10 protein-coding genes are annotated in these 15,495 nt (G+C 40.8%); 6 read left to right on the plus strand and 4 right to left on the minus strand.

Annotation, left to right across the window (positions count from 1 at the left end; all coding sequences use genetic code 11):
- Nucleotides 1–71: 71 nt before the first annotated feature.
- Nucleotides 72–1,838: an arginine--tRNA ligase gene (gene argS, locus FHW89_RS10200; RefSeq protein ID WP_172334943.1), complete on the minus strand. Its 1,767-nt coding sequence runs from the start codon at nucleotides 1,836–1,838 to the stop codon at nucleotides 72–74.
- Between the two features lie 86 nt (nucleotides 1,839–1,924).
- Between argS and FHW89_RS10205 the strand changes: the two genes are divergently transcribed.
- The 3 genes from FHW89_RS10205 (at nucleotide 1,925) to FHW89_RS10215 (ending at nucleotide 6,769) form a co-directional block, all read left to right on the plus strand.
- Nucleotides 1,925–3,367, plus strand: a complete 1,443-nt coding sequence (locus tag FHW89_RS10205; protein ID WP_172334944.1) for an arginine deiminase family protein — start codon at nucleotides 1,925–1,927, stop codon at nucleotides 3,365–3,367.
- Nucleotides 3,368–3,468: 101 nt separating this feature from the next.
- Entirely contained in the window at nucleotides 3,469–4,395 is a 927-nt protein-coding gene (gene ctlX / locus FHW89_RS10210; RefSeq protein ID WP_253952213.1) for a citrulline utilization hydrolase CtlX, read from the plus strand.
- A 979-nt stretch (nucleotides 4,396–5,374) separates the two neighbouring features.
- Nucleotides 5,375–6,769 (plus strand): arginine decarboxylase, encoded by a 1,395-nt coding sequence (locus tag FHW89_RS10215; RefSeq protein ID WP_166094420.1) that lies wholly within the window; start codon nucleotides 5,375–5,377, stop codon nucleotides 6,767–6,769.
- A gap of 242 nt (nucleotides 6,770–7,011) precedes the next feature.
- Here FHW89_RS10215 and FHW89_RS10220 read toward each other — a convergent pair whose 3' ends face one another.
- The gene (locus FHW89_RS10220; protein WP_172334945.1) at nucleotides 7,012–7,476 is read right to left on the minus strand and encodes a hypothetical protein; all 465 of its coding nucleotides are present in this window, start codon (nucleotides 7,474–7,476) and stop codon (nucleotides 7,012–7,014) included.
- Nucleotides 7,477–7,815: 339 nt separating this feature from the next.
- Here FHW89_RS10220 and FHW89_RS10225 point away from each other — a divergent pair, with 339 nt between their 5' ends.
- Complete coding sequence (locus tag FHW89_RS10225) at nucleotides 7,816–9,324, plus strand: malate:quinone oxidoreductase (protein WP_172334946.1); 1,509 nt, start codon at nucleotides 7,816–7,818, stop codon at nucleotides 9,322–9,324.
- Nucleotides 9,325–9,572: 248 nt separating this feature from the next.
- On the opposite strand, the gene FHW89_RS10230 is transcribed toward FHW89_RS10225, so the two are convergent.
- Nucleotides 9,573–10,502 (minus strand): energy transducer TonB, encoded by a 930-nt coding sequence (locus FHW89_RS10230; protein ID WP_172334947.1) that lies wholly within the window; start codon nucleotides 10,500–10,502, stop codon nucleotides 9,573–9,575.
- A 151-nt stretch (nucleotides 10,503–10,653) separates the two neighbouring features.
- Nucleotides 10,654–13,257 (minus strand): M1 family metallopeptidase, encoded by a 2,604-nt coding sequence (locus FHW89_RS10235; RefSeq protein ID WP_172334948.1) that lies wholly within the window; start codon nucleotides 13,255–13,257, stop codon nucleotides 10,654–10,656.
- 223 nt (nucleotides 13,258–13,480) lie between these two features.
- Here FHW89_RS10235 and FHW89_RS10240 point away from each other — a divergent pair, with 223 nt between their 5' ends.
- Nucleotides 13,481–14,431: a glycosyltransferase family 2 protein gene (locus tag FHW89_RS10240; RefSeq protein WP_172334949.1), complete on the plus strand. Its 951-nt coding sequence runs from the start codon at nucleotides 13,481–13,483 to the stop codon at nucleotides 14,429–14,431.
- A 93-nt stretch (nucleotides 14,432–14,524) separates the two neighbouring features.
- On the plus strand, nucleotides 14,525–15,493 hold the full coding sequence (locus FHW89_RS10245; RefSeq protein WP_172334950.1) for a glycosyltransferase family 2 protein: 969 nt from the start codon (nucleotides 14,525–14,527) through the stop codon (nucleotides 15,491–15,493).
- Nucleotides 15,494–15,495: the final 2 nt, after the last annotated feature.

The raw sequence follows: 15,495 nt of genomic DNA on the forward strand, positions 1-15,495 counted from the left end.
ATGTGCAAATGATGGGTAAATAATCGTTTACTCATTTGCACATCTGCATACCCGCACATTTACACATCAAACTACATCCGCTCGGGTACGTCAATACCCAACAGGTTCATGGCCTTGCTAATCACTTTGGCCGATGATGCCGATAACTGCAAGCGGAACTGCTTTGATATCTCGTCCTCAGCTTGGATAATCGATTTTTCATGATAAAATTTATTGTACACCTTAGCCAATTCATAAACATAGTTGGCTATAACTGCTGGACTATAATCATTAGCCGCTGTATTGATCACATCAGGAAACTGATTTAGCAGCACAATCAAGTCACGTTCCACGCCGGCAAGTTCAGTTACCTCAATTTTGGTATTCACCTCATAATTTGCCCTGCTCAGTACCGATTTGATACGGGCGTGTGTATATTGAATAAATGGCCCGGTGTGCCCCTGAAAATCGACAGATTCATTGGGGTCAAACAGCAAGCGCTTCTTCGGATCAACCTTGAGCAGAAAATATTTGAGCGCCCCCATGCCGATAGTATGATACAGCTGCAATTTATCAGCCTCGCTAAAACCATCAACTTTACCCATAGCCTCGGTTTGTTCTTTAGCGGTAGCTTCCATTTCGGCCATCAGGTCATCGGCATCAACTACGGTACCTTCACGAGACTTCATTTTTCCCGATGGCAGATCGACCATGCCGTATGACAGGTGAAACAAACCATCTGCCCCGGCTTTGCCTAATTTACGCAATATGAGGAATAGCACTTTAAAGTGATAGTCCTGTTCGTTACCAACCACGTAGATAGATTTATCCATATGGAAGTCGTTATATTTTAACTGGGCTGTACCCAAATCCTGGGTGATATAAACCGATGTACCGTCTGACCGTAGTACCAGTTTCTCATCGAGTCCATCGGACGTTAGATCTATCCAAACGGAACCATCGGTTTTTTTGAAGAAAACACCTTTTTCAAGCCCCTCTTCTATAATGTCTTTCCCTAAAAGATAAGTATTTGATTCGTAGTAATATTTGTCAAAATCAACACCCAGTTGTTTATAGGTTTCCGCGAAACCGGCATATACCCAACCATTCATGGTTTTCCACAGGTTGATCACCTCACTATCACCAGCCTCCCATTTTTGAAGCATTTGCTGGGCTTCTTTTATAACAGGGGCATTCTTTTTGGCCTCGTCTTCACTTTGGCCTTCGGCTTTCAGCTCTTCAATCTGGGTTTTATAGGCCTTATCAAAAAGCACATAGTATTTACCCACCAAATGGTCGCCCTTCATACCCGATGATTCCGGAGTTTCGCCATTGCCAAACATTTGCCAAGCCAACATGGATTTACAGATGTGAATACCACGATCATTCACCAGGTTTGCTTTTACTACTTCGTATCCAGCAGCGCCCAATATCTGCGCTACTGAATAACCTAAAAGGTTATTACGAATATGGCCCAGGTGTAGTGGCTTGTTGGTGTTTGGTGATGAGTATTCCACCATTACCTTTTGTCCGTTGGGCTTTGCAACAGCAAAATCGTCAGGTAGTATGCGGTTATATAATTGTCCTATCCAATACTCGTCAGTTACAGAAATATTCAGAAAACCTTTGATCACATTGAATGAGGCAATCTCCTTTACTTCATTTTTAAGATACTCACCTATCTCGGCGCCGGTTTGTTCGGGCCCTTTACGCGAAAATTTAGTAAAAGGGAATGTAACTATGGTTATTTGCCCTTCAAATTCTTTCCGGGTTTCCTGTAAACTTATAGCAGCCGGGGCTACACCTGTTTGATATAGTTGTTTTATTGCTTTAACAGCCGCCTCAATGATAAAATCCATTTGGCAAAATTAATTAAATTGCTAATATCCTTGTTATAATAAAATGTTGATTATTCTCAATAGATTTGCTCTTCTCATACCTATTTATGACACTTAAAAACAACGATTTTAAAATAGATGTAACCTCCGAAATAGGAACGCTCCGCACCCTACTCATCCATAGCCCCGATAGCGGCCTGGGTAAAGTAGTACCGTCAAAAGCTCAGGACTGGCTTTTTGAAGACATTGTGCACCTGGACACCATGCGTAAAAACGAATATGATTATTACGTAAAACTGTTGCTTTATTTCTTAGATCAGGATAAGATTAAAGGAAAACTGCACCAAGTTGATAATGATACCGAGCGCACGTTTTTTAAACCTGATAACCCAGGCTTTCATGCTTCGGGAAAAGTAATTGAGATACAAACTTTACTGGCTGATATTTTAAAACAAGCCGATATCCGCGAAAAACTGGTAGCATCGGTTTGCGCTATTGAAAGCTGCAATTATCGTTTGCAGCAGCAACTAATAGATACCGACCCTATTGAACTAGCCAAAATTTTCATATCAGGTTCGTTAAGTACCGAAGAGATGATCTTTGCCCCTATACCTAACCTTATTTTTTCAAGGGATATTGGCATAGCCATCAACAATCATATGCTGTTGAATAAGCCTGCAAAAAAGGCCCGTTTCCGCGAAACGTTACTGGCGCGATACATATTTTTTAATCACCCATTATTTGCCGAATACCGCAACAACATTTTGGAGATACCAGAAACCGCCCAGCACTTTTTACGCCCCGGCGAAGACAATCTCGAAAAAACAACACTTGAAGGTGGTGATGTGATGATGGTAAGTCCGCAGCACCTGGTTATCGGTTGCAGCGAACGCACTTCTATCAGCGGTGCCAATGAGGCCATTAAACTCTTGTTTGATAACGATGTAGTTAAGAAAGTAACCATTGTAAAAATCCCTCACAAACGCGATTACATGCATATTGATACGGTTTTTACACAGGTTCGACGCGACACCTGGGTATTGCTGCGCTCACTGGCGGTGGCCGAAGCTCCTATCGAAGAACAGGAACCTATGTCCTGGTTTGCTGATAAAAAACAAAAGGAGCGGCCAGAAATTGTACAGTTTGAAAAAGATGAAAAGCCAAGATTATTTGCTTGCATTGAAGATCTGTTAGCCGATATCAGTGAAAATGATCTCAAAAGCGATAATAAAACAAAGTTCATTTATTCGGGCAATAACACTTTTCCGTTTGATGCACGCGAACAATGGACAGATTCCTGCAACCTGCTGGCTATAAAAGAAGGTGTGGTTTTAGGGTACGACCGTAATGATAAAACAGTTGAGGCTTTTAAACAAAATGGATTTGATGTGATCCGGGTGAACGATCTGCTGCAGAAATTTGAGTCGGGCGAGCTTGATCCGCAAAAACTGACCAACACTTTAATTTTAATGCCATCGGCAGAACTTTCAAGGGCCCGTGGTGGTTTCCATTGCATGAGCATGCCGCTTTTAAGGGATAAAATTGTCTGAATCAGAATTTACAGAATTAAAGGATTTACAGAAGAATACCATAATAATTCTGTTAATTTCCTAATTCTGTAAATTCTGATTCAGACAAAAATTTAAATAAAATGATCAACAACCAATCAACCAATAATATATTAATGATCAGGCCGGTAAGTTTCGGCTTTAACGAACAAACGGCGGGAAGTAATGCGTTTCAGAACCGTGAAGCAGATCAGCAGGCTGTTCAGGATAAAGCGCTAACCGAGTTTGACGGCTTTGTAAAAGTACTACGAGAAAATGGGGTAAAAGTTACTGTAATTGATGATACTCCCCAACCGCATACACCTGATTCTATCTTCCCGAATAACTGGGTATCTTTTCATGCCGATGGTCAGGTATTTTTATACCCGATGCAGGCCGAGAATCGCCGGTTGGAGCGCAGGGAAGATATCATTAGCAAACTGGAAGATCGTTTCAAGATAAATCACGTAATAGATTTAAGTCGTTTTGAGGATGAAAATAAATTCCTGGAAGGCACAGGCAGCATGGTGCTCGACAGGGAAAACAAAATCGCTTATGCCTGCCTTTCTCCCCGTACAGATAAAGAAGTATTTGGGTTGTTTTGTGAACAGGCAGGATATAGGGCCGTTAGTTTTGATGCAGTTGACGAACATGGAAAAGCCATTTACCATACGAATGTATTGATGTGTGTGGGTAGTAAATACGTGGTTATTTGTACTGATAGTATTCCTAATCCGCATGAAAAGATAGAAGTTCTGGAATCACTGCGATCAACCCAAAAAGAAATTATTGAAATATCATTTGAACAGATGAACCGCTTTGCAGGCAATATGCTGGAGGTAAAAAACAAGACTGATGAAACGTTGATCGTGATGTCGAAAAACGCGTTTGAAGCGCTTTTTGAAGAACAAAAAAGCACACTGCAAAAATATGGCAAACTGGTTTATGCTGATATCAATACTATTGAGACCAATGGAGGTGGCAGTGCCCGTTGCATGATGGCCGAGGTGCATTTGCCTGTTGCGGAATAATTGAAATATTTTTAACTACCGAATTAATTGCATCGTAAAACAACAAACATTTTTTTAATTTATAAACGGTGCCTTAATGGAGTTCGTGGTAAAATTTGAGGCTCAAAATGTTTGCGATTATAACTGGTTTTATCTCTCGCTATCTCCGCCGTTTTTATACGAGTTTCTTTTAATTGTAATTTCAATAGCTCGTCCTGTATCATTTGCACTTTAAAATACCAAAACATTCCTCCTGTCACAAACAGGAATATCCCAGCTGCGGTTAATGTTAAAGAAATCCAAAATTCCTTTGCGAGCTTTTTCTCGTAAAACTTTATAGCGTTATCTATATAGTATATCCTTGCGCTATTCACTTCTTTGATTTGAGATTCTAACTTTTTTAATGCTTTTTCAACCTGAGATACGATACCATTGGAGTTATTGTCAAATTCATTAAAAAAGCCCTCAAATTGATCTTGTTCTGCTTTCGATTGAATTTTATATTGTTTGAACGCAGCTATATTGACTGAAATTTTTGCCAGAACATTCGTGCTTCCCTATTTTCGTTAAACTTCTCTTTTATTTCAATGAATTTAACGGAGTCTTTATATCGAACATATTTAATTCCCCGCTTAATTGTTTGGAGAGAATCTATGCGATATGCAGTTGAACCACTGTTATAAGTATTTGAATGTTTATCATTATAATAGATTGAAAAAACAATTAATAATAACCCAAACATAAAAGCGAATTTATACAGGCTATCAGTTGGTAGTGGCAGGTTGAACATATGGGATAAAGTTTGGTTGCACAACTAATTTAACCAACTTATCATTAAATTCAAATAAACTGATTATCAATTTTTTGCTCTTAAAATATTAAGCTTAAAGCTCAATAACTGAACTTAACTAAAACATTACATTTAAACTATAAAAATTATCCCAACAATTAGCCGTTAATTCCGTTTAAAAATCACATTTTTGCCCCAAATTTTTTAAGGATGCAGAGTTACCAGGAATTTCTTGATTTGAGTGTAGGTTTCCCGCAGGATGGTTTTGAGATCATCGACGATGAACTATACTTTCAAGACCTTAATTTAATGGAGATGATCGAAACGTATGGCACACCGCTACGTTTTACTTATCTGCCCATGATAACCAAGAAAATACAACAGGCTAAGTTGTTGTTTCAGCAAGCTATCATCAAAAACAATTACCGCGGCAGTTACAAATACTGTTATTGTACCAAGAGTTCACATTTCAGGCACATTGTGGAAGAAGCGTTGAAAAACGAGATCCACCTGGAAACATCATCAGCTTTTGATATGCCGATGATCGATGCCCTGGAGAAAAAAGGAGCGGTAACTAAAGATATCACCGTAATATGCAACGGGTTTAAAACTTTTCAATATAAAACCTATATTATCGACATGCTGCATGATGGATTTAAAAACATCATTCCGGTACTGGATAATAAGGAAGAGTTTAATCTGTACGATGATGAGATTGAAATGGATACCCCTTGTAACCTGGGTATCCGTATAGCAGCTGAAGAGCAACCCGACTCCCAGTTTTATACCTCACGTTTAGGCGTACGTATGGAAGATGTGATCGACTTTTATCATAACAAGATCGAAGAAAATCCTAATTTCCAGGTAAAACTGTTACATTTCTTTATCAATTCCGGTATCTCTGATACTCCATACTACTGGAACGAATTGGAGAAATACGTAACCCTTTATTGCAAGTTCAAAAAAGTGAATCCACACCTGGATACACTGGACATCGGTGGTGGTATGCCATTCAAAGATTCGCTGGTATTTGATTTTGATTACGAGTATATGATCAATGAGATCGTAAGCCGTATCAAAGAGATCTGTGCTGATAACGATACCGTTGAACCCGATATTATTACCGAATTTGGCAAATACACCGTGGCAGAAGCTTCGGGCATTCTATATAAAGTATTAGGCCGGAAGCAACAAAACGACCGCGAAAGATGGTTGATGCTGGATGGTTCATTCATCACCAATTTACCCGATGTTTGGGCCCTGAATCAAAAATATATCCTGTTGCCTATTAACAACTGGGATTCGGAATATGAGCGTGTAAACCTTGGTGGTATTACCTGCGATGGCCAGGATTATTACAACCAGGAAGCCCACATGAACAGTGTTTTTATGCCTAAAACCCGTAAAGTACAATACCTGGGCTTTTTTAACACAGGTGCTTACCAGGAGGTATTAAGCGGATATGGTGGTATACACCATTGCTTACTCCCTTCGCCCAAACACGTGATCATTCGCCGCAACCGCGATGAAACATTCAACTTTGAGGTATTTGGCGAAGAGCAAAACAGCAAACAAGTACTGAAAATTCTGGGCTATACTACCTAACAGCTGGCAGTTAGCACAACATTAAATATGTTTTTAACTATAGCGATGGATCTAAATCCATCGCTATTTTTTTGACCATTGATAACTTTATCTGAATTACGATTTTCCGAATTAAAGTGTTATCCCCGTTTTTGATTAAATTGACGGGCGATTTTTCACTACTCACTACTCACTACTCACTACTCACTACTCACTACTCACTACTCACTACTCACTACTCACTACTCACTACTCACTACTCACTAATAGCAACTGTTTCTGATCTTTTTCAATATATCGGGTGTTATATCTGATATGGCTTGTTGATATTTACCTTCATTATTGAGCTGGTACAGTGCGCCGCTTTGATCATTGTAGACATAGGAACATAAATTATGTTCTTCTCCGTCTTCATTTTTTCGCACATCTATTCTCAGGCCATCTGTCATATTTGATTTACCAGCGGATTCGGCTGGTACCGACCTGATCCAGTTAACCGTATAACTTATATTTTGCGATGATATCGATGCTGTGTTTTGTTTATAACTTTTGCTGGTCTGTATCACTTGCAGCAAGCACTTTACACAAGGAGCTGTCACCGTAGAAGTCCCATGTTGTTTTTGAGGATTATCGATTGCCCTATCCTTTTTCCCCTCCACCAGCACCATAGCCTTTGTAATTATTGGTTTTGGTTTGGCGTGTTCGCAAGCAGATAGTGCTATCATCATTATACAAAAACAAGTATTCCATATTAATATCCTCATGCCAGATCCGTCAGTTATTTATTGTATATACAGCAACGGAAGCTTTTTGTGTTAACCCGATGTAAACAACATTGGCCAAAAGCTGTAAAACCTTGCCATTTTAATTTAAACAAGTTATTTATTGCATTTAATGGACATGAACAGGCCCTGTTTTTTATAAAAATTTCTTAAAATTGTCTGATTTAATTTTCCCTTGCTGCTAAACATGCCTGCAGGACTTAATCATCACAACAATTTTTAAAAAACCGGGTTATACCTGGTATAATTTAACTCGAGCATACCCCTACAGGTATTATAAAAAAGATGGCTAATAGCGATAAAGTTTCAGAAACAAAGGTTGACGTAGTTTTAATTGGCGCGGGTATCATGAGCGCAACACTGGGGGTAATGCTTAAAGAACTGCAACCCGATTTAACTATTGAAATTTTTGAACGACTTGATGTTATAGCTGCCGAAAGCTCGGCCCCGATGAATAATGCGGGCACCGGTCACTCCGCCTTTTGCGAGTTGAATTATACCCCTGAGTTACCCGACGGAACAGTCGAAATAAAAAAAGCCATTAAAATTGCCGAGCAATTTGAGATCTCCAAAGAGTTCTGGTCATACCTCATCGAACAAAAATACATCCAATCGCCGGAAAGTTTTATTCGTAAGGTACCTCACATGAGCTTTGTTTGGGGGCCCGAAAACGTAAGCTATCTTAAAAAACGCCAGGAAGCACTGACCAAACACCATTTTTTTAAGGGGATGCTGTATTCTGAAGATAAAGCACAGCTTCAGCAATGGATCCCACTGGTGATGGAAGGTCGTGACGAGAACGAAAAAGTTTCGGCCACATTTATGGGTTTAGGTACCGATGTAAACTTTGGCAGCTTAACCAGCAGCCTGCTTAATCAGCTTAAACAAAAAAATGGGGTTTCGCTAAGTCTGAACCACGATGTGCGCAACATTAAACGCAATCAGGATAATAGCTGGCAAATAACCGTAAAAGATAAAACAACAGGGCAAAAAAGAAAACTAACCTCCAGCTTTGTGTTTGTTGGCGCCGGAGGCGGCGCTTTGCCCCTGCTGCAAAAATCGGGCATTGCAGAAAGCAAGGGCTTTGGCGGCTTCCCGGTAAGCGGACAATGGCTGGTATGTAACAACCCGGATGTTGTTGCCCGCCATGAAGCCAAAGTATATGGTAAAGCATCTGTAGGATCGCCGCCAATGTCTGTACCGCACCTGGATACCCGGGTTATCAATGGTAAAAGAGAATTACTTTTTGGCCCGTACGCGGGATTTTCTACACGCTTCCTGAAGAAAGGTTCATTGCTTGATCTTTTCTGCTCTATCAAGTTAAATAACATATGGCCTTTACTTGCCGTAGGGCGCGACAACTGGCCGCTAACCAAATATCTTATCAGCCAGGTATTACAATCGCCTGCCGACCGTTTAAAAGCCCTTCAGGAGTACATGCCCACAGCCAAAGCCAACGAATGGGACCTGGACATAGCCGGTCAGCGTGTACAGGTAATTAAAAAAGACGCTCAACATGGCGGTGTACTTGAATTTGGAACCGAAGTAGTAACCTCTGCCGATGGCAGTATATCGGCCTTATTAGGAGCATCACCGGGTGCGTCAACTTCGGTACCTATCATGATACATCTGATAGAACGCTGTTTTAAGAATCATATTAAAACCGATGAGTGGCAACAAAAACTAAAAGAGATGATACCCTCATACGGACAGTCATTAGCTAATGATGAAGCGCTGAGCGAAGTTACCCGGGCCAGAACGAGCCGGGTATTAGGATTAGGACAGATTCCCTAACCAGGCATACCATTTTGTAAAAAAAGTGGGTTTACATGGTTTACACTTTTTATGGTTTACATTGTTATAAATAATTATCAATCAAATAGTTATATAAATTTTATTATCAAAAAGTGGGTTTACATGTAAACCCACTTTGGGGGCCTTCAAAGGAATCACGAGAAGGCTAGCCAAGCTTAATACCTCAGGGTATTCTGCGAGAGATTTCAGATTACCAGGGCCGGCACAAGTAAAACATTTGGCTTGGTTTAGTTTAACTTGTTAAAAGCCCTGTGATTTTGATTTCCTTTGTCAACAGTAAAGTTAATCGGCACCGAGTATTGAACCCTTACCAGGATTCCATAGAAATAGGCGGGCGACCATTTGGGGCACATTTTAATAACTCTGACAGCCTCATCATCGAGGCTTTTCTCTACTCCCCTAGCAACTTTAATACCCTGAAGGGAGCCGTCTTTTTCTACTACAAATGTTATGATTACCCTACCTTGTATTTTATGTTCTCTGGCGTATTGTGGATACCTTACATTCCTGGTTAAAAAATGTCCAAATGCGTCAATCCCACCCTCAAATTCTGGAATAACTTCTGTTGCTTTGAATTCGTATTGATGTCCGTTTTTAACAAAGCTCGTTCCCGAAATTAAATTCCCCCTCAAATAGGTGCATCGGTAATCCACACTATCATTTAAACGACCAGTCCAGTTACCTTCCTTCAAGCCGTCGTTTACAAAACCCTGCTCAATAATTTGTTTAAAATCACTACTGTATTTGATCCATTTACCATTTCCATCTTCGGCCAATACAATTCCTGTAGAATCACTACATCCATTGAATGTAAAAGTGTCCTGGTGATAACTACCGGAAATATACATTTTACCATTAGGGTAATAGGTAATGGCAGCGCCTTCCAGATGACCATTTTCAAAATTACAGATCATTTTTTTTTGTCCATCTGGATAATATTCCAGGCAGGGACCCTGAAAAACGGCATAAGCAGCTATTTGAACCGTTGATAGCGCCGTTCGCTTTAATTTTCCATTTAGGTAAAAATCATTTATGGGGTAAAGGCTCCTGTCAATATTTGTATCAGGAGAGGTGATCATGCGTATAAAATCAGCGCTGTCTTTATTTTCTGCCATTACCGATCTTTCTACGTTATTATTCCACCCAACATTTTTCATGTATACCCAATCTGTATCGCGTTGGGCGCTTGCCTTTTCGGTGCAAAAAATGAATATAATCACAAGAAGGTAGAAAAAACTGCGCATGGCTCCGGCTATGGTATTAAAACTGAAATATACAAAAAGGAGCTATCAAATTAAAGAGCCATTTCTACTGAAAGCCCCCTGCAGTCATACCGCTATTTACAGCAGTTTCCTTCACCTTAAATTCGGCTGATTGGCCCAGCAGGGTAGTTTTGATAAGGAAGGGTATACGGATGCCGCCGTTGATGCCCTCATAATCGCCAAATTCAATTACCGAGTTTACGGAGCCTTCAACCACCTGCTTTATCTTCAAACCGGTTTTCTGATTATAAAAATTCCTGATCTGGGTTCCTTCTGCCAGGTTTATATCAATTTCATAAGCCAGATCGCCATTCACTATTTTAAGCGTGGAATCGAGTTCCATCGTGTAGCCCCCCTTTTCATATTCAAGTTCGGGGAAAGGTTTGCTCTTGGCTTTTATTATCTTTTTACCGGCTTCATCCAGCGGTATTTCGCGACTTAACTGTTGTACACTCACACGCTCGCCGTTTACCAAAACATGGGTTACAACCAAATTATTGTATGATGGCACGGTTATTTGCTGAAAATACATATCGGGTGCCCTGTACCGACTAACCATTTGCACTTCGGATCCCTGAATGGTACCTGTTGACGATATTTGCAGATCTTTAATATTTTTTAACTTTTCGGTTCCGCCTATAGCGTCAATATACGTTTTGATAACACTGGAAGCAGTTGTACCGGCCGGTACAGGCAAACCGCTGAATGAATTATTCTCGGGGTTAATATCAGGCAAAAGATGATCAGGGTCGACCACAGCCGAAACAACTTTTGAGGTCGATTTATAATGAAATGTCCAAAGCCCGCCACGCTGCCATATTTCGACAGGGAGTTTCACTATGGCGGTTTTGCCATTTTCTTCTTTGATCTGTATGGTTATGGGCAGGGCCATCTCTTCCAGGTTTTCCAGGGTGATCAGGGCTCCTTTGGAGGCATCGCCATCGGGATAAGTAATATCCCTTATACCCTGGTCGAGTTTCCAGGTGGTAAAAAACCATTCGTTCCAAAACCAGCTCAGATCCTCTCCCGCGGCATTATCCATGGTATGGAAAAAATCCCATGGTGTAGGATGTTTAAATGCCCAGCGTTTGATATAAGTTTTAAAGGCATAATCAAAACGTTGCTCGCCCAGAACCTGTTCACGCAGGATAGCAAGCCCCAGTGCCGGTTTACTATAAGCAGCTACACCTAAAAAATTATCCTGGAGAACATCCGGTATCGTCATGATGGGCTCGGCATCGGGGCCAAACTGTTCTATAGCTGTTTTTTGTTCATCGGGTTTCACATAATATTCACCATTGTTAAACACTTTGGTATCTACATTATTTAAAAACGTATTAAAACCTTCGTCCATCCAGGCGTATTTACGCTCGTTTGACCCTACGATCATTGGGAACCAATTGTGGCCGAACTCATGATTCGTTACCGACCATAGATCACTACTTTTACTTTCGGAACTACAAAAAACGATGCCCGGGTATTCCATACCGCCAACGGTACCAGCCACATTGGTAGCTACGGGATAAGTATATTCAAACCACTGACTGGAGTACAGTTCAATAGCGCCTTTCACATATTCTGTTGAGCGGCTCCAGGCTTGCTTTCCCTTACTTTCAATCGGATAAACTGACTGCGCCAGCGCTTTCTTCCCACCAGACAGATTAATGCGCGCTGCATCCCATATAAATGCTTTTGAAGCAGCCCAGGCCACATCACGCGCATTTTTGCATAGAAAGTGCCAGGTAAGATTTGGCTTTTTAGGATAATCATCTTTTCGCAAAACATCTGCGGAGTCTTTGATCATGATGGTTTTATCGCTGTTGCGGGCTTCGGCCAAACGTTTCAGTGTAGTTGGGGAATATACTTCGTTGGGATTAAGTAATTCGCCCGATCCCACTACTAACAGACTGGCCGGAGCTGTAATTGTATAATCAAAATTGCCATATTCCAGGTAAAACTCCCCGGCTCCAAGGTATGGCAGGGTATTCCATCCGCTCACGTCGTCATAAACTTCCATACGGGGATACCATTGTGCCAATTCATATATCCAGCCATTTTTAGTAAGCAGGCGCCCCATCCTATCAGTTCCGTATTGGGGAATATCAAACCCATACTCAATCCTGATCTGCAGTTTACTCCCATCGGCACGTAAAGAATCTTTCAGCTTTATTTGCAAACGCGTATCGGTCACCAGATAATCTGCTTTTTCGGTTTTGCCATTTTTAGTGATGAATATGGCTTTTATCTCATCGCCTTTGGTATAAGTACGATTGTTAAACCGGCCGCCGGTTATTGGGCTGGTAGCTTCGGCCCTTGAATCTTCCCGGTAAATATTTTGCTCTACCTGCAGCCACAAAAAACCCAGTGCATCGGGGCTGTTATTGGTATAGGTGATCAGCGCGGTACCGTCAATCCGATGTTTCAGCGTATCTAAAGTAACATTCAGTTTATAATCTGCCTTATTTTGCCAGTATTTGGAGCCCGGTGCCCCACCGGCGTTCCTGAACGCGTTACCTTTTTCGGGATAGAAATTAGGGTTGAATACTTTGTGCTGATCGTATTTTACAGCAGGCTGGTCGGTATTTTGCGCATATCCTTTAAAGGTTATGGCACACAGCAGTATACAAAGCGTTAGGCTATAAGGCTTCATGTAGGTGATTTATCATAAATGAACGCCAATATATCAAAATTATGATGATGCCCTTATGACAATTGGGCCGTTATAACATATTTTAACATATCATTACTGTTACATGCTTCTTAAAGACTAATATGCTTCCCTAAAAACAGTGTGTAACCATTATCTATTTTTTATATTTTTGCGGATGATTGCGAGCACGCAAAACCGCCGCTCCGAATCACATTCCTAATAAATGGATATATCAGTAGTAGTACCACTTTATGACGAAATAGAATCATTGCCGGAGTTAACCTCATGGATAAGCCGGGTAATGGACGAAAACCGTTTTACTTACGAGATTGTGCTAATTGATGATGGCAGTAAAGATGGCTCATGGGAAATGATCAGGAAACTGCAGCTGAACAACCCTTTTATAAAGGGCATTAAGTTTAGGCGCAATTACGGTAAATCGGCGGCGTTGAATACGGGTTTTGAAGCCGCCAATGGCAATGTGATTATCACTATGGATGCCGATTTGCAGGATAGCCCCGATGAGATTCCGGAACTGTACCGCCGCATTACTGAAGAAAACTATGATCTGGTATCGGGCTGGAAAGCCAAACGGTATGATCCGCTGAGTAAAACCATCCCCACCAAGCTATTTAACGCGGCAACCCGCAAAATGAGTGGTATTGATAACCTACATGATTTTAACTGCGGCTTAAAAGCTTATCGTAAAGCTGTAGTTAAAAACATTGAGGTTTACGGCGAAATGCACCGCTATATACCCGTACTGGCCAAATGGGCTGGCTTTACCAAAATAGGCGAACAGGTGGTTGAGCATCGCGCACGCAAATACGGTAAAACCAAATTTGGCATGAGCCGTTTTGTTAATGGTTTTCTGGATCTGCTCTCGATATTTTTTGTAGGTAAATTTGGCAAACGCCCGATGCACTTTTTTGGCACTATGGGCACACTGAGCTTTTTTGCAGGATTGATCATTGCCATATGGCTCATCAGCGAAAAGCTATATAATTTGGCCCATAATATAACTGTACGCCAACCAACTGATAATCCGTGGTTTTATATAGCTATAGTAGCCATTATTTTAGGTTCCCAATTATTTTTAACCGGCTTTGTTGCCGAGCTGGTTTCCAGAAACTCAAGCGAACGCAATAATTACCAGATAGAAGAGATAATATAATTGAAGAAACAAGAATAAAGAGCCAAGAATCAGGACATTTTTTATTCTTATTTCTTGATTCTTGGCTCTTGTTTCTTGACTCTATTTTAAAGCATGTTTTTTTCCATCATCATTCCTTTATATAATCGCCCGCAGGAGATCAAAGAACTGCTGGAAACCCTGGTGTTGCAAACCTACAGGAACTTTGAAGTTTTGGTGATAGAGGATGGTTCTGTTCAGGATGCCGAAGCCATAGCCAACAGTTTTATGGGTTCGCTTAACTTACGTTATTTCAAAAAGCTCAATGAAGGTCAGGGTTTTACCCGTAATTTTGGTTTTGAGCGCGCCAAAGGCGACTACTTTATCATTTTTGATTCTGACTGCCTGATCCCTGCTGATTATCTCGAAATTGTAAATAACTCACTTACCACCAACTACCTGGATGCCTACGGCGGCCCGGATGGTGCACACAGTTCATTTACACCCACGCAAAAGGCTATCAGCTACTCCATGACCTCTCCTTTTACAACAGGCGGTATAAGGGGCAATAAAAAAGCTATCGGACAATTTCATCCGCGCAGTTTTAACATGGGTATATCGCGCCAGGTATGGGAAAAAGCAGGCGGATTTATCATTACCCGCCTGGGCGAGGATATTGAATACAGTATCCGCATTCATTCGCTGGGCTTTAAAATAGGCTTGATACCCGATGCTATAGTTTATCATAAACGGCGAACCAACTTTTCACAGTTTTATAAACAGCTTCATTTTTTTGGCAGGGCCCGTATCAATATTTATAAATTCTTTCCAAAGGAGTTAAAAGCAGTGCACTTTTTTCCGGCGGTATTTACTATTGGGGTTATACTTACGCTTATTTTTAACCTGTTAGGTTGGCAAATAGCCCTATTGAGTAACCTGGTATTAGCAGTTTACATTTTGTTAATATTTTTTCATGCCTGGTGGAAAAATAAATCATTAAAAATTGCATTTTTGAGCATTATAGCCGCCTTCACCCAACTTATTGCCTACGGGTTAGGATTTATGCAGGATTTTTGGAAGCGTGTAATTTTTAACAGATCATAAGA

It is taken from the genome of Mucilaginibacter sp. SG564 (genome assembly GCF_013149275.1).
In the GTDB taxonomy this organism is placed as follows: Bacteria; Bacteroidota; Bacteroidia; order Sphingobacteriales; family Sphingobacteriaceae; genus Mucilaginibacter.